Here is a 19,420-nt window from a genome sequence, read left to right as displayed (position 1 = left end):
GGTGTCCATCAAACCGGCAGCAGCTCAATGCTCAATTTTGCGGAGTCTCTGACTCGTCAGCTTTCTGAAAACTTAACTGACTAAGAAACCTGCTTAGATGATTCTGTGGATGCGAAGGTAACGTGGACCGCCCGAACTATGAAAGCAGCGCAACAGCTTCGTTGCAGGTGCAGCACGACTTGTTGCAGGAGCAGCAAGCGGGCCAAACCGGGCAAAGCGCCTTTGAGCAGCAACTGCACGAGGCACGCCAGGCTGACACCGCGATACCCGACCGGCCTCTCCCTCCCAGTGTGTCTAGCGACAGTCAGCAGTCCCCGGACCCGTCGATGGGTGCGCTCGCCCGGAGCAAGCTTCCGCCAAGCGAGAAGGGTCTCATCAATAGACATGGCACAGCTGAGTTGAGGCAAACGAACAGGCCGAGGTCCCCAATCAATTCGCAAGGCGTTGCCTTTGAGCAGCAGCCGAGCGAGGTCGCAAGCTCACTTGAAGCTGGTGGAGCAATGCCTGCTGAGGCTGCCCCGCGGGCGCCTCAGGTAACTCAGGTTTCAATAGCGGGCAAGAAAAGGAAGCAGCCTCTTTATTCCAAGGATGCTGTTGTTATTGTAGAATTTAGCCAGGCGCTCACCCAGGGCAAGCTCGCTGAATCATTTGTCCAGAGAATCGTAGGTCCTCTTCTTAGCTTTGGCCGCTGGCTGTGCGCAAATAACAAGACGGGCGTTATTGCTCGGCTAGACAACAATTCACTGACCACTGATGGCGATCTCTTCCAATACAGCGGAAATAATAATGATCTGATGTTGGCCCTAGACCATCTCCGGACCTGGCGGTCGACGGGGCACGTCCCCCATCCAGCTCCCGTGCGCAAGCGCCAAAAAGCATCCGCCGTCTGTCCCCATGTGTCTGAGCGCGACCAAGGGCTTATCAGAGAGGTGGCTCAGGGCGTTATTGCAAGTCGGAAGCTGAAAGGCGAGGTGGCTAACGGGTACGCGCGCAATCTTACCAGGTTGGCAAATGATCTCGGGGAGCGCGGCCTATCTCTGGACAGTAGTAGTGATGCAGACTTGCTTGCCCATGTAAAAAAACTCTTCAAGAGCAATAAATTTATGCGGGCCGCGGTGGGGGCTCTTAGGGACCATCGTGCCCCGAGGGCTCCGGGCGCTTCATCTGTTGGCGGGCGCCCATCGCTTCCTCCTGCCGATGGTGACGAAGTGCTCATTAAGGGAGCCATAAGCCACGCTCTTGAGAGCGACAGGTTGAGTTCGACGACCGCCCGACTTTATGATTGGGCGCTTCGCAAATTCTCTCGAGAGTTAGATCTCTACGGTGACACGCTTTCCGCACTCAGTAACGCGGCCCTACGTATCTGCGCTGACAGAATGTTTCGCGACGAAAAGTGGAAGATGGCCTTGGACGGTGGGCTGAAAGCCCTTGGAGAGTATCGTCAGACGAAGGGTGCTGAACCCTCAGGGGAAGGTGCTTCGGGGCAGGCGGCTCTCGGCAGAGCGCCGGTGAGGGGCGCCGAGTTTGCAGTAATGGACGTTGATCCCGAAGAGCTTTGGCAGCTGTTGGACGTTGAGGGCGACGAGTGGCCGGTTATGGCTGACGATTCTGCGCTTCTGCGACCGGATCAACAGCTTCCGGAAGAGACTCGCGAATTGCGGGATGATCAATCCGGCCCTTCGTCGGCTCTCGGGTCAAATGTGCGCGACAATAATGCGCTGGATCATCTCGCAGCGTTCTTGGCTGACCCGAGCCGGCACCGCGACCCCCTAGGGGCTCCGCAGGAGCTGATGAGTGCGCCTCAGAGTGACGTCCTGCAAAGTGAAGGGGTTCTCATCGATGATGAGCACGGCACAGCCGAACTGAGACCAGCGAAGAGGCCAAGGAATCTGGATAGGGCGCAAGCAGTCGCAATTCAGGAAATGCTGATCGAAAACGGCAATTCGGGGGAGGGCGTGCTGATGCAGGCCCCCCTCGGCCGCGTGGTCGCATGGCAATGGGACGCGGCCGCGCAGCACAGTGGACCGCAGGGAGGTCTCAGTTCGCCGGTGGTCTTTCCCGCGGAATATTACGATCAGGATCTGCTTTGGCGAGCGATGGACGAAACCGCCCCATCGCCGTCTCGCGGCTCAATCATGAGCCCTCCCCAAGCAAGAGATTCCGGAGAGTCCGACCATCCCCTGAACTGGCACCCCAACCGCAAGGCCGCGGCAACCGGGAGCAATCTCTCGCCGACTCGGGACATGGGCCCGATTGAGGGAACGGTTCATCTCAATTCCTTCGAGCTACCGGGCGGCCTCGTCCCGACGTCTTACTTACGGTCGCTATTTGCCGGATCAGCACTGGATCATCACGATGACAGTCGACAGCCTAGTCTGCCGCATGGGCTTTCACCGCCGGTGCCTGCCTTTTCGGACGATGAAGCTATGGTATGGTTAAGGGAGGAGTTCTCGCGGCGGCAGATGCAAGAATCTGCCTCACCGTCAATCTGCAGGGCTCCGTCCGATCTCTACGGCGGACTTGAACCGTTGGTTGATCTGACTACGTTCACGCTGTCAGAATTGGGCGACGATGCTAATTCTGTGCCGGCGTTTCCGAGCACATCCGCCGATGATCAGATCGTAGCGCTGAATGCGGCAGCCTTGCCTCGCGAGCTGGTGCTGGGGGACGAGCAATGGCTGGGCGACGAGCATATCCTGAGGGATTACCAGCTTCAGGAGCAGGAGTTGCACAGGGACCCTCAGGATTTCCCCGCCCTGGATATCGCCACTCGGACGCGGTTGGTGTCTCCCACTTTGGTCCATAATTTGCTGCGCTCTTCCGACGATACCGTCGTTGAACGGGCATTTCAGCGCATTGTCTATGATGACAAGGGTAATGATACAGCCGACTTCGTGTTCCTGCCCGTAAGCGATGCCGATCCTTCGGATCCTTATAGCCAAGGGAATCATTGGTCGCTGCTGTTCCTTGATCGCCGTGACCGGAGCTCGCCTATTGCCTATCACTACGACTCCCGCAGAGGATTCAACGAGACGTCTGCCACCCATCTGGCCGGTAGACTGGGTCTTCTAGACAACGTAGTGCAAGCTGGCATCGCCCAACAGCAGAACGGCTATGATTGCGGCGTCTTTGTCGTGGACGGTACGCGAGCTCTCGTTAGTGGGTTGGTTGCAGGGCAGCGAGGGGTGCAGAATCTTAACAACCTCAGTGTCAGTAGGCTGGCACTGCAAGCTCGCCTACGGGCTGTTATTGGAGCCTAGCCCGCTGCTGAGTGAAGACCTTTGATAATCAGTGAAATGCAGCACAAGCTCGCGACATGATGTTGCTATGGCCATCGGCCAAGCTTTGAACAGAGAGCCGTATGCGCTGAAAGGTGCACGTACGGTTGTGTGTCCAGGTAAAGCTGGCGTGTTCAGCAGGAGAAGTCCTGCCGGGGTAGAAGTCAGAGCCCGTAGTTTGGATAGCAGAGGAGATGGAAACAGAACTTCTGAAGCCTATCGACAAGGTCTCCTTGAGGGAGATCCACGAGTCACCGGGCTGTAACAACAGTGAACGCGTTGTGGCCTCGAAAGTGAGTAAATCCGAGGGCCGAGCTCGCAACCGTAGGGCGAAGGCAGCATGAACAGCCGAACACTGACCGATACGGCTGTTTATCTCGGCGGGGTGGAAGCGACGGCACGGTGACAAGGACATGCTGAGCAACTGGAGAAACCCTCCTCGTCCCGGCGAGAAATCGACGGAGCAAGGTAGGCCGTATAACCGGCGACACCGGGAAATCGGCCGAAGGCGAGAGGGTGGCGGCTGGGTTCGGAGTAGCGAGGAAGCGGAGTAATGTCCGTGGAGCAAAGGGGCCCTGCCATTTGTGACGTCTCCAACGTAAGGAAGGCAAGGACGAGATGACAAAGGCGTCCATCGATTTGCAGGACCTGAGGCGGAGGCTATACGTCAAGGCGAAGGCTGAACCGTCCTGGCGTTTCTGGGGTCTATACGTCCACGTGTGCAAGATGGAGACTCTGCGCGCGGCGTATGAGATGGCGAAAGAAAACGACGGCGCACCGGGAATAGACGAGGTGACGTTCGAAGCCATCGAGGCGCGAGATGTGGAGTCGCTGCTTGCAGCTAAGGGACGAACTGACCGGGCGTACCTATAAGCCACTCCCCGCGCGACGGCAGGAAATACCGAAAGATGGGGTAAAGTCCGCATCCTCTCGATTCCTGCAATCCGCGACAGAGTGGTGCAAGGTGCGCTCAAGCTCATACTCGAACCTGTCTTCGAGGCGGATTTCCAACCGGGGTCGTTTGGATATCGTCCCAAGCGGGCAGCACATGATGCGATCAAGCGAGTGGCTGAAGCAGTAGTCCAACGGAAGACGCGAGTTCTCGACTTTGATCTGAAAGCTTACTTCGACAATGTCCGGCACGATCGGCTGTTAGAGAAGGTGGCGCAACGGATCGATGACGCGGATATCATGCATCTCCTGAAGATTATGCTGAAGGCCTCTGGCAAGAAGGGCGTTCCGCAGGGCGGTGTGATCTCGCCGTTGCTCAGTAATCTCTATCTCAATGAGGTAGATAAGATGCTGGAAAGAGCAAGGGAAGTCACACGCAGTGGCAAGTACACCTACGTCGAATATGCGAGATTCGCTGACGATCTGGTGGTCTTGATTGATGCCTACAAGCGACATGACTGGCTAATTGGAGCGGTAACTAAGCGGTTACGGGAAGAGTTCGCCAAGCTGCGGGTTGAGATCAATGATGAAAAGAGCCGCGTTGTCGACTTGGAACGAGGTGAGAGCTTCGGCTTTCTGGGGTTCGACTTCCGCTATCTCCGCAGTCTACGCGGAGCAATGCGGCCGCATTACACGCCCAAGCTCAAAAAGTGGACGGCGCTGCTGCGGGCGGTCAAGGAGGTGTTCCGCCGACACCGGTCGCAACCGATTGGGAGGGTGATAAGCCTGATCAATCCAATGCTCCGGGGGTGGGTGAACTACTTCGCAGTTGGGCACTCCAGTGAGTGCTTCGGCTATATCAAAGATTGGGTAGAGAAGAAGGTCAGGCGCCATCTGGCGCACGCCCGGAAACTACAGGGCTTCGGCTGGGACCAGTGGAGTAGGCCGTGGTTGCACGACACTCTGAGGCTGTTCAACAGCTATCGGGTGCGGCGCGACGGAACGAAAGCAATCCCAGCATGATAGGTCCCATAAGCCTTGGAGCGAAGCAAATGGGGGCGCGCAGTGCGGGAAATCCGCATGCTGCGTGCGACGTGGAGGGGGCTGGAAACGTGGCACGGTCGAGAGACCTGTTGGCGCGCCAGTCCTCGACCCTACCGGGGAGGAGAAGCGCGCTCGCGCTTCTTACTTCACTCCCGATGGCGCGCGGCTTCCTCTATCTCGCGGTGGCGCTCGACTGGTTCAGCCGCCGGGTGCTGTCGTGGCGCGTCTCGATCACGATGGAACCCGCATTCTGCGTCGAGACGCTGGAGGACGCTCTCGCTCGCCACGGCAAGCCGGACATCTTCAACACCGACCAGGGCTCGCAGTTCACGGGCGCCGCGTTCACCGGCGTGCTCGCCAGTCATCGCATCGCCATGGACGGCCGGGGCGCATGGCGCGACAACGTGTTCGTCGAGCGGCTATGGCGCAGCATCAAATACGAAGAGGTCTATCTGCGCGCCTACGATACCGTGTCCGACGCCGGCGCCTCGATCGGCCGATACCTCGTCTTTTACAATGGCCGGCGTCCCCACTCGAGCCTTGACGGCGGCACCCCGGATCAAGCTTACTTCAACCCGCTGCCGTTCCGCGCGGCAGCCTAACTCTGGCACAAGCTCCACTTATCGACGCGGAATTGCTGTTCAGACAACCGCAGCCAGCTCACTGCACGACCAGGCTGCTTTTCTGAGAGCTCTTGCCGACTCGAAAACCCCGTCTGAGCTACTGAAGTGCCACCTGGATTTTGCGGAGCAATCTTGGTCGAAATCGTTCAGCGAAGGCTCAAAGATATTGGATCGTTTGAAACACGTCCATCGGCCTGCGGTAAGTTAGTCGTCCGTGAAGATCGGCTAAGCAATTGAGCTAGAGCATTTTTCACATGATGTGGATCATCTGGTGTATCCAGCATGCCTAAAGTAGTTGGCACACATCTGCGGCGCAAACGACTTGACGAGTTTGCCGATGAGTTTGAGCAGGGCTTGGACCGTGCGGGTGGCGCCTTTGCGCAGCGCAGCTTTCAACCGGGAGAAGGCCTGTTCGATTGGATTGAGGTCGGGCGAGTAGGCCGGCAGATAACGCACGCGGGCGCCGACAGCCTCGATCGCCTCGCGGACACCGGCGATCTTGTGAGTGCGCAAGTTGTCCATGAAGACGATGTCGCCCTTGCGCAAGGTCGGCGCCAGGACTTGCTCGACATAAGCCAGGAACGAGGGCCCATCCATTGCACCGTCGATGACATAGGGCGCCGTGAGGCCATCGATGCGCAGCGCGGCGACAAGCGTCAGCGTCTTCCAGTGACCATGGGGCACGCCAGAGACGAGGCGCTCACCGCGAGGAGAGCGCCCATAGTGCCGGACCATCTTCGTCGTGACCGCAGTCTCGTCGATAAAGATGAGGCGCGGTGCACGCAGCTTGGGCTGCTCGGCTTTCAGCGCGGCACGCTCGGCAGCGACGTCAGGTCGATCCTGCTCGGCGGCGTGCAGTGTTTTTTTGAAGGTGATGCTGTGACGGTCGAAGAAACGCCAGATCGAACCGATGCCGGCCTTTTGCTTTCTCTGAGAGCGCAGACGCGCGCGGATCTCCTCGAGCGTCAGGTCCGGCTCCGCGGCGATCAGCTCGATCAGCCACTGCTTGTGCTGCTCCAACGGCGAGCGGCTGTGCCCGGTGCCGGGCTTGGCCTCAACGTTTCCGGTCTTCCTCCAACGATCCATCCATCGGATCGTAGTCGAAGCGCCGAGATTGAGAATGCGCGCAGCCTCACGTGCGCTTTCGCCGGACTCAACAAGCTCAACCGCACGCACCCTGAGGTCCTTGGAGTATCCCTTCGCCATCGCATGCCCCGCATGTTGTCGCGGGCAACACCGAATCTAATTTGCGTGCCCGTGGGAATCCCCTTTGACTGTTCCGATTCACCTCAACTGGAAACCGCTCTAGAATCGCATTTGTCGTTGCGGACTGTTTTGCGATTGCAGGATTTTGAAGCTTCGGGCATCGGAACCTTGCAATTTCATTTTCAGGATTCCGTCGAATCGCCAGTCATGATTCCGTCGGCGCATCGGAGGTGGCGATGCGACCGAAGAAGCACAGGACGACGGGATCGGGCGATCTATTCCGGGCCAGGCTGGACCAAATCATCAATATGAAGCACGAGCTGGTTCAACTCGCCGGCAAGGTCGATAGGGACTGGATCGACGGCGAGATCGCGCCGCTCTATAGCGAGAACGGTCGGCCGGGCATCGCGACCCGCTTCATGATCGGGCTGCTGTTGCTCAAGCACATTTACGGCCTGTCCGATGAGGGGCTGTGCGAGCGCTGGGTCCACGACCCGTATTTCCAGTACTTCACCGGCGAAGAGTTCTTTCAGCAGCGTTCCCGCACGAGCGCTCGGACCTGAGCCACTGGCGCAAGCGGCTCGGCGACAAGCTGGAACTGTTGCTGGCCGAGAGTTTGCGGGTGGCGCACGAGACCGGCGCGTTACGCAGCCAAGACCTCAAGCGGGTCACGGTCGATACCACCGTGCAGCCGAAGGCCATCACCTTCCCGACCGATGCCAAGCTGCTGCACGCGGCGATCAAGGGGCTCAACCGCCTGGCGAGGAAGCACGGGGTCAAGCTGCGACAATCCTATCTTCGCATTGCCAAGACCGCGGCAATGATGGCTTCCCGCTACGCCCATGCCAAGCAATTCAAGCGGCATCAGCGGCAGTTGCGCATCCTGCGTAGCCGACTGGGCCGGATCATCCGCGACATCCGCCGCAAGATCGAAGGGCAGGAAGCGCTCGAGAACGCGTTCGCACTGCCGCTCAGCCGGGCCACGCAGATCCGTTCGCAGCAGCAGCGCCAGCGCGGCTGGAAGCTGTATTCCTTCCATGCTCCGGAGGTGGAGTGCATCGGCAAGGGTAAGGCTAGCGCTCCTTACGAGTTCGGGGTGAAGGCCTCCATCGTCACCAACAACCGCCGTGCTCCTGGGGGCCTGTTCGTGCTGCACGCCAAGGCGCTGCCCGATAACCCCTACGACGGTCACACCTTGCGGGACGCCATCGACCGCACCGAGACACTCACCGGCTGTGCGATCGAGCGCGCCTATGTCGACAAGGGATACCGCGGCCACGACGCGCAAGATCCCGTCGCGTCTTCATCTCCGGCCAGAAGCGCGGCGTCTTCGGTGTCATCAAGCGCGAGCTGCGCCGCCGCTCCGCCATCGAGCCCATCATCGGACACCTGAAGGCCGAAGGTCACCTCGGCCGCTGCTACCTCAAGGGCCGCCAGGAGACGCCGCCAACGTCGTCCTCTCAGCCATGGGCCACAACTTCCGCCGCATCCTCGCCTGGCTCAGGAAGCTCTTGCGCTTCATCCTGATCGCTCTTTGGCCCGCCTTCGCAACCCCAGTCGCCCTCGACCCCGCTTGTTAACGGACGACAAGTTAAACAATCGGCCACGCGTGAAATAGGGCCGACGGCGCGCTTTTCCCTCCGGATTCCAATCCCGAACTGAATCCCGACCCGGTCTCGTAGGAATTGTCGCCATGCTCCATAAGTCGCCGCCGACCCCGAACAACAACGGATATAGGAACCACCTGCTCGGGGAAGCGAAAATGATCGATCGGCGCGTGCTTTGGTTTTGCCTCGGTCTTGGCCTCTGTGTCGGCCTTGGCGTATGGTTCATTTTGCCGGGTGGGCTGGCCGGTAAGAGCGATGGTGTTCGTACGAGCGACAATCCGCTTATCGACAAGGTCAAATCAACCTGGCGAGCGCAGGATGGTGAGAGAGCGGAGCAAATCTTTTCCAAGGTCTCGAAGGTAGCACACTTCATCCCCCGGGGATGGGAGGTTGGTCAAAAGACCCACTCGGGCGAGCGAGTTATCTTTTCGTGGGCTAAACATCGGGCCCATCAAGCAAAGGAAGAGTACACGGTCACGTGGGAGGTGGCGCCCGATGGCGCAACGAAAATTGTGGCACCTTATGCAAAGCCGATGGAACTAGGCTGGCAGGCGTTCGCGCTCTCGCTCATTGCGGACGAAGTCACAAACGACGAAAGTGGCGTGAACCGTCGCTTTCTGCATAATCCCGCCAACTTCAACTTCGTAACCACCGCGCAGGGCAAATTGGGCGATCTCCTGCGGCGTGGCCGCTGCACTATCGGCGAGCCGATTGGAGTGCATTACTCGCCGACAATAAATAGATGAGCAGCAAGCCACGAAGGGCGGGCTGTGGCGGGTCGAACTTTCGGTCGACTGCAATGTTCCCGGACCTAGTTCTTTTACCCGTGACGGAGTCATCATTTTGGAGAAGCGCGAAGGGCAAGATTGGGAGGCACAATCGTTCTTTGCAACGCTTATCGCCACGTATGCACCCGGCTCTTGGTTTGAGCTTGCCGACCCGAAAGATCAGGAAGCGTTCAAGGCGGGCAAGAAAGTGTTGTCAAAATGACGTTCGCTGTCGATGCCTCGAGCGTCGACGATGATAAAGCCGCATGGCTGTTCAAAGTGTCCGCGCTTCGTGGTGCACGTCGCGATCTCGGTAACCGAGCGCAAGTGGAGTTTGTCGGACGGTTGGGCGAGGCAAGATTGCAGACCAACACGATGGCCGCGCCTTGACGTTCCGGCCTGTTGTGACCAATACCTCAATTGATCAGCCGCTAACGTTTGTGTACAGCGGAGCATTGACGAGTATTGGGCCATAGTAGGACGCATCGATTATCCAGTCACGCTAGGCGATCGTCTCGCCGAACCGCGATCACTCCGTCTCCGCAACCCCGACCCGGCTCCGAGGGAGCAATCGCCACCAGCGTGCCACGGGAGAGAAAGAATGGCAGCTTGAAAACAGCCCGCAGCTAAAGGGCCGATTGACATCCATCCATCTTTTCGACCTTTCGCCATCACTGACGCGGACGTTGGTCGATGAGGGCTCACTTGCTCGGCCGCCTAGTGCGATCGCTCAACAGCCTCAACACATCCGCGCGATACAGATCGGAGGGGCTTGAATCGGACCTCGCGTCAAGTTGTACCTATTGTACTATGTTCTGCTTTCCCGGCCGATCGCCTCGCGCGCCAACATCAGGAGTGCGTGGTTGATCGATTGCCACAATCCGCTGTCGCGCCATTGGTAGAAATAGTACTGCACCGTGGTCATTGGTGGGAACAGAGTGGGCGGCAGCATGCGCCACGGCAACCCGCCGCGCAACAGATAGAGCACCGCCTCGACGATGTCACGATAGCTCCATTTCGGGCGCCGCCCGCGCTTGGCCCGCACAGGAAGCAACCTCTCCAGCACGCCCCATTCCGCATCCGTCCAGCCGCTTGGCAAACGCAGCTCCTCTCGGGCAAACTGTGCCCGGGTGATATCAGTCCACATTCTCGATCCCTTTGATGCTTCGCAACACCAATGGAATCAGAACTCGCTGATATCACTCAACTTATTTTTCGGTCGGACACTAAGGGTCATCCAATTGACGAAATCATGCGCTCAGCCGTTGCTAATCCGGCGCCCATTCAGCCAGCTCTGTCAGCCAAGACGAGGACAAGTGGTCGAGCCGGCACGTGGCTATCGCGCTCGTGAGGGCAGCCTGCACAGTTTCTGCTACATTGGAGAAGGATTATGAGGCGCATTGACGAGCGCGGCACATCGCCCATTTCGGAATTTGGTGCCGATGAAGGTCAAGGCGCTGACGGTTCTAGCGCTAGATCGGCTTGTGCCCCCGGCGAAGAGGGCCGATCATTCAGTTCCGTTGTGGAGCAGACGCGCTCTGAGCCTCAGGATTCAGATGCTTCATACTCGCGCAGCGCGCAGCGCGCCAGCGGTGCAGGCCGATTTGCCGCTCCTCCCGCCAGCGCACATCGACTCTTTGGGGCTGCGCTGCATGGCGTAATCGGTGGGAGCCGTCGTCGTTTCGGCTCCTTGCCGGGATCCGGCTCGTCGCGATCTGATAAGGAAGTGCGTCGCGACGATCCAGAGGCGGAAGGCTCGCTAGGACGCTCTCTCCCATCGCACGGCGGAGACGGACCAGAAGTGGGACACGTCCACGATGTGCCCACGCAGAGTGTCCTAGGCCCAGGCCCGCAGCGACCTTATGGAATTTACAGTGGGAGACCAGGTCGAAACGCGGGCGCCTCGCATCCGCGTGGCGAAGAGTTCTGGCGCGACGATAGAGAGGCTCAAAGCTCGCACGTGGGTAGACGCCCGCCGGATACGCCGTCCGTGTCTGAGCGAGGTAGCAGACCAGGAAGATGGCGCGTCGCCGACGCGCCTGCGCAGCCAATCGAGCGTGAAGGTGCGGAACGAAGCGATCGTACCTATAATGGCGCAGCAAATCAGGAAACACGCCTGGCGCACTCTGATGGCAATCAGTGGCGTGCCGACCGAACGGCTGAGCGCTCGCAGAGAGGTGGGCTCCCGCCAGATACACCATCCGCCTCCGAGCGGGGTGACAGGCCAGGAAGCTCGCGCATCGGCGGTGTCGCTGCGCAGCCAATTCAGCCTGGAAGCTCGGAGCGAGCCCATCGAACTTATCGTGGCGCAGCCAATCTGGAAGTTGCCCCGTCGTCTTCGGATGGCGACCGTCGGCGCGCCGATCGCGCCGGCGGGCTGGCGCCGCATGGCCAATCCATCTCTGACCGAAGTGGCGGACCAGGAAGGCAGCGCATTGACGATGTCGCCGCGCAGAGGGTCCAAGGTGCGAGCTCCGAACGACCGTATGGATCCTATCTTGACGGAGTACCTGGGGGAGCAAGCTGGCGTTCAAGCGGCGACCACTGGCGAGGCGATCAAGCCGCTACCAGCTCGCAGACAGATGCGCTCTCTCGACATAGGCAATCCGTGCCTGACCTGGGTGCTGGACCAAAAATGCAGCGTATCGAAGATATAGGCGCCGAGAGCGTCCGGGCTGCAAGCTTGGCGCGTCCTTATAGACGTGCGGATGAACTTAATGCAGCTCTGAGGGACCTTGATCACGTTCGCGACATCCGTGCGTTCTCAACTGCAGTGGTGCAGCATGACAAGAGGCTGCGAAAGGCGGACCGGGAGGACCATGAAAGGTTTCTGGAAAAGGCCGCCGTTGATTTCAAGACTGAATTCGTTTCGCGCCTGGAGGAAAACATCCGCGCCGGGCGATCATGGGGGTACGCCACAACATGCAACGTGGTGAGCCGAGAAGCCGGTGGTCGTGCAGGTGTGGAAGCTTGCAGGGCCTTGGCAGCTCGGCTGTCGCAGCTGGAAGATGCGTTAATAACGAAAGTCGACCCTAATGCGCTTTCGCTCTTCGCATTATCGTTTGGTCGGAACCTCCGGGCGGCGGAATGCCGCAATGGGGTGATCAGAATCGCCCAGTTTTGTCTCGACCAAGAAGGCCGACTACTTCAGAAGCTGAACAGTCAAAATCTGTCACTGCTGCTGAACGGCATCAGCAAGTTGCCGGATCAGGAGGATATCCGCAAAGCCGTCCTCGCAATCGCCCGCGAGGTCTGTGACGGCGGCCGCCAGCTCGCTCGTTTTCATGAGCAGGACCTGGCGAACCTGGTGAACGGTTTCAGCAAGTGGCCGGGCCAGGACGATGCCGGCCGGGCCGTCCTCGCAATCGCCCGTGAGGTCTGTGACGACGGTCGCCAGCTCGCTCGTTTTAATGAGCAGGACCTGGCGAACCTGGTGAACGGTTTCAGCAAGTGGCCGGGCCAGGACGATGCCGGCCGGGCCGTCCTCGCAATCGCCCGTGAGGTCTGTGACGACGGCCGCCGGCTCGCTCGTTTTCATGAGCAGGAGCTGGCGAACCTGGTGAACGGTTTCAGCAAGTGGCCGGGCCAGGACGATGCCGGCCGGGCCGTCCTCGCAATCGCCCGTGAGGTCTGTGACGACGGCCGCCAGCTCGCTCGTTTTCATGAGCAGCAGCTGGCGAACCTGGTGAACGGTTTCAGCAAGTGGCCGGGCCAGGACGATGCCGGCCGGGCCGTCCTCGCAATCGCCCGTGAGGTCTGTGACGACGGCCGCCAGCTCGCTCGTTTTAATGAGCAGCAGCTGGCGAACCTGGTGAACGGTTTCAGCAAGTGGCCGGGCCAGGACGATGCCGGCCGGGCCGTCCTCGCAGTCGCCCGTGAGGTCTGTGACGACGGTCGCCAGCTCGCTCGTTTTCATGAGCAGCAGCTGGCGAACCTGGTGAACGGTTTCAGCAAGTGGCCGGGCCAGGACGATGCCGGCCGGGCCGTCCTCGCAATCGCCCGTGAGGTCTGTGACGACGGTCGCCAGCTCGCTCGTTTTCATGAGCAGGAGCTGGCGTACCTGGTGAACGGTTTCAGCAAGTGGCCGGGCCAGGACGATGCCGGCCGGGCCGTCCTCGCAATCGCCCGTGAGGTCTGTGACGACGGCCGCCAGCTCGCTCGTTTTAATGAGCAGGAGCTGGCGAACCTGGTGAACGGTTTCAGCAAGTGGCCGGGCCAGGACGATGCCGGCCGGGCCGTCCTCGCAATCGCCCGTGAGGTCTGTGACGACGGCCGCCGGCTCGCTCGTTTTAATGAGCAGGACCTGGCGAACCTGGTGAACGGTTTCAGCAAGTGGCCGGGCCAGGACGATGCCGGCCGGGCCGTCCTCGCAATCGCCCGTGAGGTCTGTGACGACGGCCGCCGGCTCGCTCGTTTTCATGAGCAGGAGCTGGCGAACCTGGTGAACGGTTTCAGCAAGTGGCCGGGCCAGGACGATGCCGGCCGGGCCGTCCTCGCAATCGCCCGTGAGGTCTGTGACGACGGTCGCCGGCTCGCTCGTTTTCATGAGCAGCAGCTGGCGAACCTGGTGAACGGTTTCAGCAAGTGGCCGGGCCAGGACGATGCCGGCCGGGCCGTCCTCGCAATCGCCCGTGAGGTCTGTGACGACGGCCGCCAGCTCGCTCGTTTTCATGAGCAGCAGCTGGCGAACCTGGTGAACGGTTTCAGCAAGTGGCCGGGCCAGGACGATGCCGGCCGGGCCGTCCTCGCAATCGCCCGTGAGGTCTGTGACGACGGCCGCCAGCTCGCTCGTTTTCATGAGCAGCAGCTGGCGAACCTGGTGAACGGTTTCAGCAAGTGGCCGGGCCAGGACGATGCCGGCCGGGCCGTCCTCGCAATCGCCCGTGAGGTCTGTGACGACGGCCGCCGGCTCGCTCGTTTTAATGAGCAGGAGCTGGCGAACCTGGTGAACGGTTTCAGCAAGTGGCCGGAAGACGAGGACATTTGCCATTCCGCAGCCGTGATCGCGGGTGAGGTCGGTCGCCGCGCGCTCTCCGATTTCACGCCGCAGCAGATGGCATATCTGATGAATGGCTTCAGCAAGTGGCCGGACGACCCGGCGTGTCACCGGGCGGTAGTGGACATCGCGCGCGGACTAGGCCGGGGCGGTCAACGCTTCGGTGCCTTCACGACGCCCGAGTTCAACATGATCGCCAATGCCCTGGGGCGAGGTATCACGAGAGGGGAAGACGCGGGAGAGATCACAGAGACCGCTCTGCTGAAGGATCGCTTGCATCAGCTGGCCCATCACCTGCACTATGACAATGATCGGCTGGAGCAAGGCGACGTTCTGACTATCGCCACCATTTTCAAGGCCTTGGCGAAGGCTCGACTATTCGAAGATCTTGGCTCGCTCGCCTCGACCGGGTTGGATCGGCTCAACGAATTGCATCGTGCCCCTGGTTTTGCCGCTGAGAATAACCTCGAAACCATGGGCAATCTCTGTGCCGCGCTGGTGCCGCTGGCGCGCAGCCCGCACCTGCGCTGGCACCGCAGAGTGGCTCTCCACTTGCTGAACGATCTCCAGCCGGTCGTGGAGCAAAAGATCGAGGCGCACTTCAATACAAGCGCGGCAGAGCGCATCCGTGGGCCGCGCGCGAGTCGCAATCCTGCCCTCTCGATCTATCAGATGCTCAAGGCTCGTGCAGTCCTGGCGAACATGTTCAAGCGACCGGTTATCGAGGGCAAGAAGGCCGATTTGCGGAAGAGGCAGCAAGAGCTGCGGCACGGTACCAAAGAGATCCTGGCCGGCACGCGCGACCTCATCCAGGGCGATCTTTCCAACATGAGCTGGAACCTGATCGCACAGATCGAGGCGGAGAGCCCGGTCGATGCGCTCGACACATTCGTCGAGCAAAACGCGGCAACGATCCGGGACAAATATCCTGCGTCCACATTCGATGTCCACGAGGTATTGCGAGCCATGGATCACGAGCCGAGGCCCCCACAGGGCGAAGCGGGTCTGATGCGGTTGCCGGTGGTGGACATGCAAGGACGGCCACTGGCCACAGAGTCCGAGACACGATACTCGGTTTTTCATCGGCTGACCTCAGGCGCGATCGAGGTGGTCGCCGTCCAGCTGCCGGCAAAGCCGAGCGCCCTCATGCTGGCGCGCACGCTCACCTACAAGGGGGTGCCGTACCGCATGGACCTGTTCGGCGGCAGCAAGTTGAAAGCACCAAGACCGACCGTGCTCGAAATCGCCGCCCATACTCCAGGCGGACCGGCAGCACCGTCTTCGGGGGGAAAACTGCTCGCCATTCCCTATGCCGAAACCGCGCCGGGGACGTCATTCGAGAAGCTGTTGCGGGCCTGGGCCCCGTTCAAGGAAGCCTATTGGTACACTCAGCGCAGGGGGTTTGCGGCGCCACCCGCAATCAAGGATCTGGGCCCTCACGATTACGCGCTGGAGGGCGCCTTCAAGCTGTTGCTGACGCCAGACCGCCCTACCAACGAGGAGCATCCGTTCAAATTGACTGGACCGGAAGGCCCGATTGCTTTGCGACCGCATGATGGCTGTGGCTTTATCAAGGCCTCGCTCGCCGAACGTATGCTCGCTATTCGCCGGGCCGGCCCCCAGGAAGGCCCCGATCGAATGCCGGCCTATGGTGAGGGAAGGAGATCGTCCGTTCCTGCCTCGGCGTTGCAACATTATCCGCGCAGTGAGCAGGTGGCCGACGAGGCTCGCGAAAAGGCCAAGAGCTGGCTGGACAGCAGAGGAGGGGAAAGCCTGATAGGCGAGCAGCTGTTTCGCATGGTGACGGCAGGCCACATCGATGCTCCCGGTGGCGTTGCCGTCCCGTCCAGTGATGATTACCTCCATGTGCCGAAGTGCAAGAGTGAGACGTTAACGGGAACGGGGGGCGTGCTGATCGGGCGATCTCCCTATGACAAGCCTAACCTTCGCCCACTCGCCGCCGAGCGAGTCAGGTCGGCAGCTGACGGGGATCCGACTGCGGCATTCCTCGATAGATGCGTGGCCATGCAATACAGTTTCAGTGTCGCCCAGAAGTCGCAGGAGGAGCTGGCGGCCCACGACCCGAGCTTCTTTGCCAAAGGCATTCTGATCGTGGTGCCGGATGGGATGTGGCCGGCCAACTACGCGGACCGCGGGCTGGTGATGTCGGCCGAAGACGTCAAGTGCCATTCGAGCTGGACCGAGCGCAAAGACCGTGCAAACGTAGACACGCCGGTCGACTGTGTGGGTATCCTGCAGGCGACCGAAGTGTTCGCTCCGGGGTCGTTGGTTGCAGTCCCGACCGGCGAGCAGAAAAAGCTCGACGGCGACTTCGACGGGGATACCGTCGTTATCATCGGCGATCGGCCGCAGCTGTATGAGCATGTTCGCCAGTTCGATGAGAAGGAACAAGCTCGCGGAGTTCGCTCGCTCAAGCCGCCGAAGTCGTATACCCCGGCGATCGAGGGCAACAATTACCAATTCAGTCGTGCCAGCCAGATCCTCGCGGCGACGCGGAACGCGTTGGAAATTTATAGCGGCCTGCAGCGGAGCTTTCTGGCGCAATCCCATCAAGCACGGCGTTGGTTTGCTGAGCGCGCGGTTTTTGGAACTTACGAGGGGTTTCATCACGAACTTCAGCGCGACATCCGTCAATTGCTGACCAAGGAGCAGGTGAGCGCCCAGGATGTCGAGCACATGCTCGATAGAGCGAGGCCCGAGATCAAGCTTGCAGACCATGCAGTCGCCCACGAAATTGCCGAGTTGCTCGTCAACGACCTCGAGGCGTGGGCAGCGAGCACAGCTGAGCAGATGCTGCCCGAAACATCCGAAAGCGTGAGCGACACTAAACTGACTGTGAGCCCAGCGCTTGCGGAGCTTTTCCCAAGCCTGGCGGAGACTTATCCGGCAGCCGCTCACCCACGCGACCGCATCCAGTCCTTGCTCGACCACTATCCTCCGCGCATCACTCCGCGGCCGGATGGGTACATTGCCGATGACCTCGTGCAAAGCGCGAGCAATCTTCTGAGCCTCGGGATCAAGGTCGGAACGGACGCCTTCAAGTCCGACACGAGTGTCCAGCTCTTCATGAAGAAAAGCGAATGGCTCCAGGGGCTCCTGCAGCAGACGCCAGGCCTGAAGTCCGTGCCCTATGTCAAGAGCATGGCGGCGACCCTCAACCACGGACGGTTCAATGTCGACACGACCCTGGAGGATCTGAAGGACAATCCCACATTGGCAGCTTCAATCATGGAGGCCTCTATTCATCTTGCTGCGGAGAAAGGGATTCTGCCTGGCTTTGGCCGACAGCCTGCCGAGGCTTCTGCCATCACGTTGACGCTAACTCGCGAGCAGGCTTCAGAGCGCGCCCAAATCGAGGTCGCGCGCGCCGCAGCCGAAGAGAAGGAGATCACTGTAGCAGCACGTCAGGTTGCCAAGGACCTTGAGCTGTTGGGCATCGATGTGAAGATGCCCCATCTCGACCGTCGGTTAAGATCGGAAAGCTCCCTCAGAGACCAACTCATGGAGGTGAATGATGCCCCCGAAGGCGCCTCACTGCTGATCAGCAGCGCCGTGCGCCATGTCTTCGAAGTGCCCGACAAGGATTTTGCACGTGCCTTCACGAAAGGCATTCTGGCGTTTGAGGAGCAAGGCTACGCCGAAATCAGCACAACCAACTGGTTCAGGATGAGCGCTCCGACGTTTGTCGGCATGAAGACTGTGCTCGCCACGCCGGATGGCTACCGATTCGAGGCGGAGTTCCATACGCCGGGCAGCTACAAGGCCAAAATTGCCAATCACGACACGTACAAGGAACTCCAGCGACGGCGCAGAGGCGATGCACCGGATCCCCGTAAGATGGAGCAGCTCACCCAGCGCGTGCGCGAGGTCTGCAAAGAAGTTGCGATACCGGAGGGTGTCAGAAACATTCCCCACTTTTCGATCGAAGGGGCGCGGACAGCTGGCGTCGGCGCAACCCTCGGGTTGCGATCTGCCCAACAGACCGCGACGCCCGAGCGATCACCGACTGCAAAGGAAGTTGTCGCTGCCCTCGACGGCCGGCCGATCGTGCTCGTCGGCATGCCCAGCTCCGGCAAATCCACTATCGGCCCACATCTTGCGCGAAGACTAGGGCTGCCTTTCATCGACACCGACAAAAAGATTGAGGCGATGACTCGCATGTCGATCACGGAGATTTTTGCGACCAAAGGGGAGCAGTACTTCAGAGACTTCGAGGCGAGTTTGATCGCGGAGTGTCTCGAGCGGGGACCCACGGTGCTCGCCACTGGTGGCGGCGCGTTCATGCGTGAGGAGACGCGGCACCGCGTCGCCAAGAAAGGGGTCTCGATCTGGCTCAATACCGACGCGGGTGAGATCAGGAAGCGCCTTGCTCGTGACATCACCCGCCCGCTGTTGCAGACCGAGGACCGGGAGGACAAGATCACGCAATTGATCCGCGATCGCGAACCGTTCTATCAACTTGCCGATCTCACCATCGTCCCGGGAAAGCGTAATAACAGGAGCGCGGATCAATGCTTGGTCGCGCTGCATGCCCATCTTTGCGGCGAGGCAAGCGCGGAGCGGATACCGTCCAATATCATGAGCGCGGCACCGTGATCTCGCCGCTCACCAGGTTGATTGTCGCAGCGATCGCACCTTTTAAATCCGCATGGCTTCGTGACCCTGATGAAACGGATTCATCAAGCGGCAAAAGGGATTCTAGTTCGGCCACCAACGCGGTCGCCAAGAAGGTCGTCGCTCGCGCCGAGCCAAGCAGGCCATTCTCGCCGCGGCAGAGGTGCTCCTGCTGAACGCGGGACAGGCTACCTGGGTCTCGTCAGCTTGTCGCAAAATCGACCTGTTAACATAAGAGGGGGGAAGTCCCGAGAGCCGTTCAGATGGCTCAATCGGAGCGCGGAATGAACCCTTTTAATGGTAACCGGCATGAGGGCCTCACCTCGCAGTGACGAAGCTTGTCTGCGATACCGGCTGGCAAGAGCTGATCGGT

The 19,420-nt window shown here is 60.2% G+C and carries 9 protein-coding genes and 3 pseudogenes; 10 read left to right on the top strand and 2 right to left on the bottom strand.

Features of this window, described 5'->3' with window-relative positions:
• Positions 1 to 122: 122 nt before the first annotated feature.
• The 4 genes and pseudogenes from J2R78_RS08970 to J2R78_RS08955 all read left to right on the top strand — a co-directional run.
• Positions 123 to 3,260, top strand: coding sequence for a Ulp1 family isopeptidase (locus J2R78_RS08970; RefSeq protein ID WP_253588017.1), 3,138 nt, complete (start codon positions 123 to 125; stop codon positions 3,258 to 3,260).
• 636 nt (positions 3,261 to 3,896) lie between these two features.
• The gene (locus J2R78_RS08965; RefSeq protein ID WP_253588016.1) at positions 3,897 to 4,151 is read left to right on the top strand and encodes a hypothetical protein; all 255 of its coding nucleotides are present in this window, start codon (positions 3,897 to 3,899) and stop codon (positions 4,149 to 4,151) included.
• A gap of 51 nt (positions 4,152 to 4,202) precedes the next feature.
• Entirely contained in the window at positions 4,203 to 5,192 is a 990-nt protein-coding gene (locus J2R78_RS44990; protein WP_309145042.1) for a reverse transcriptase domain-containing protein, read from the top strand.
• A gap of 161 nt (positions 5,193 to 5,353) precedes the next feature.
• Positions 5,354 to 5,815, top strand: a pseudogene (locus J2R78_RS08955) (transposase); the annotation flags it as partial.
• A gap of 285 nt (positions 5,816 to 6,100) precedes the next feature.
• Here the strand turns inward: J2R78_RS08955 and J2R78_RS08950 are convergent.
• Entirely contained in the window at positions 6,101 to 7,042 is a 942-nt protein-coding gene (locus tag J2R78_RS08950; RefSeq protein ID WP_141343507.1) for an IS630 family transposase, read from the bottom strand.
• 236 nt (positions 7,043 to 7,278) lie between these two features.
• Here J2R78_RS08950 and J2R78_RS08945 point away from each other — a divergent pair.
• The 4 genes and pseudogenes from J2R78_RS08945 (at position 7,279) to J2R78_RS08930 (ending at position 9,806) form a co-directional block, all read left to right on the top strand.
• A pseudogene (locus J2R78_RS08945) lies at positions 7,279 to 8,622 on the top strand (IS5 family transposase).
• 182 nt (positions 8,623 to 8,804) lie between these two features.
• The gene (locus tag J2R78_RS08940; RefSeq protein ID WP_253588014.1) at positions 8,805 to 9,395 is read left to right on the top strand and encodes a hypothetical protein; all 591 of its coding nucleotides are present in this window, start codon (positions 8,805 to 8,807) and stop codon (positions 9,393 to 9,395) included.
• Between the two features lie 97 nt (positions 9,396 to 9,492).
• Positions 9,493 to 9,639, top strand: a complete 147-nt coding sequence (locus J2R78_RS08935; protein WP_253588013.1) for a hypothetical protein — start codon at positions 9,493 to 9,495, stop codon at positions 9,637 to 9,639.
• Complete coding sequence (locus J2R78_RS08930) at positions 9,636 to 9,806, top strand: hypothetical protein (protein ID WP_253588012.1); 171 nt, start codon at positions 9,636 to 9,638, stop codon at positions 9,804 to 9,806. The genes J2R78_RS08935 and J2R78_RS08930 overlap by 4 nt, the downstream gene beginning before the upstream one ends.
• A gap of 427 nt (positions 9,807 to 10,233) precedes the next feature.
• On the opposite strand, the pseudogene J2R78_RS08925 reads toward J2R78_RS08930, so the two are convergent.
• A pseudogene (locus tag J2R78_RS08925) lies at positions 10,234 to 10,563 on the bottom strand (transposase); the annotation flags it as partial.
• Positions 10,564 to 11,506: 943 nt separating this feature from the next.
• On the opposite strand from J2R78_RS08925, the gene J2R78_RS08920 reads away from it, so the two are divergent.
• Both J2R78_RS08920 and J2R78_RS08915 read left to right on the top strand, forming a co-directional pair.
• Positions 11,507 to 12,073, top strand: a complete 567-nt coding sequence (locus tag J2R78_RS08920) for a hypothetical protein (protein WP_141713704.1) — start codon at positions 11,507 to 11,509, stop codon at positions 12,071 to 12,073.
• Positions 12,052 to 19,029 (top strand): shikimate kinase, encoded by a 6,978-nt coding sequence (locus tag J2R78_RS08915; protein ID WP_253603946.1) that lies wholly within the window; start codon positions 12,052 to 12,054, stop codon positions 19,027 to 19,029. Before J2R78_RS08920 ends, J2R78_RS08915 begins: the two co-directional genes overlap by 22 nt.
• The last annotated feature ends 391 nt before the right edge of the window (positions 19,030 to 19,420 follow it).

This window comes from Bradyrhizobium sp. USDA 4538, from assembly GCF_024171045.1.
Classification (GTDB): Bacteria; Pseudomonadota; Alphaproteobacteria; order Rhizobiales; family Xanthobacteraceae; genus Bradyrhizobium; species Bradyrhizobium australafricanum.
The sequence above is the reverse complement of the archived record's forward strand: the minus strand, read 5'-3'. Positions and strand labels throughout refer to the sequence as shown.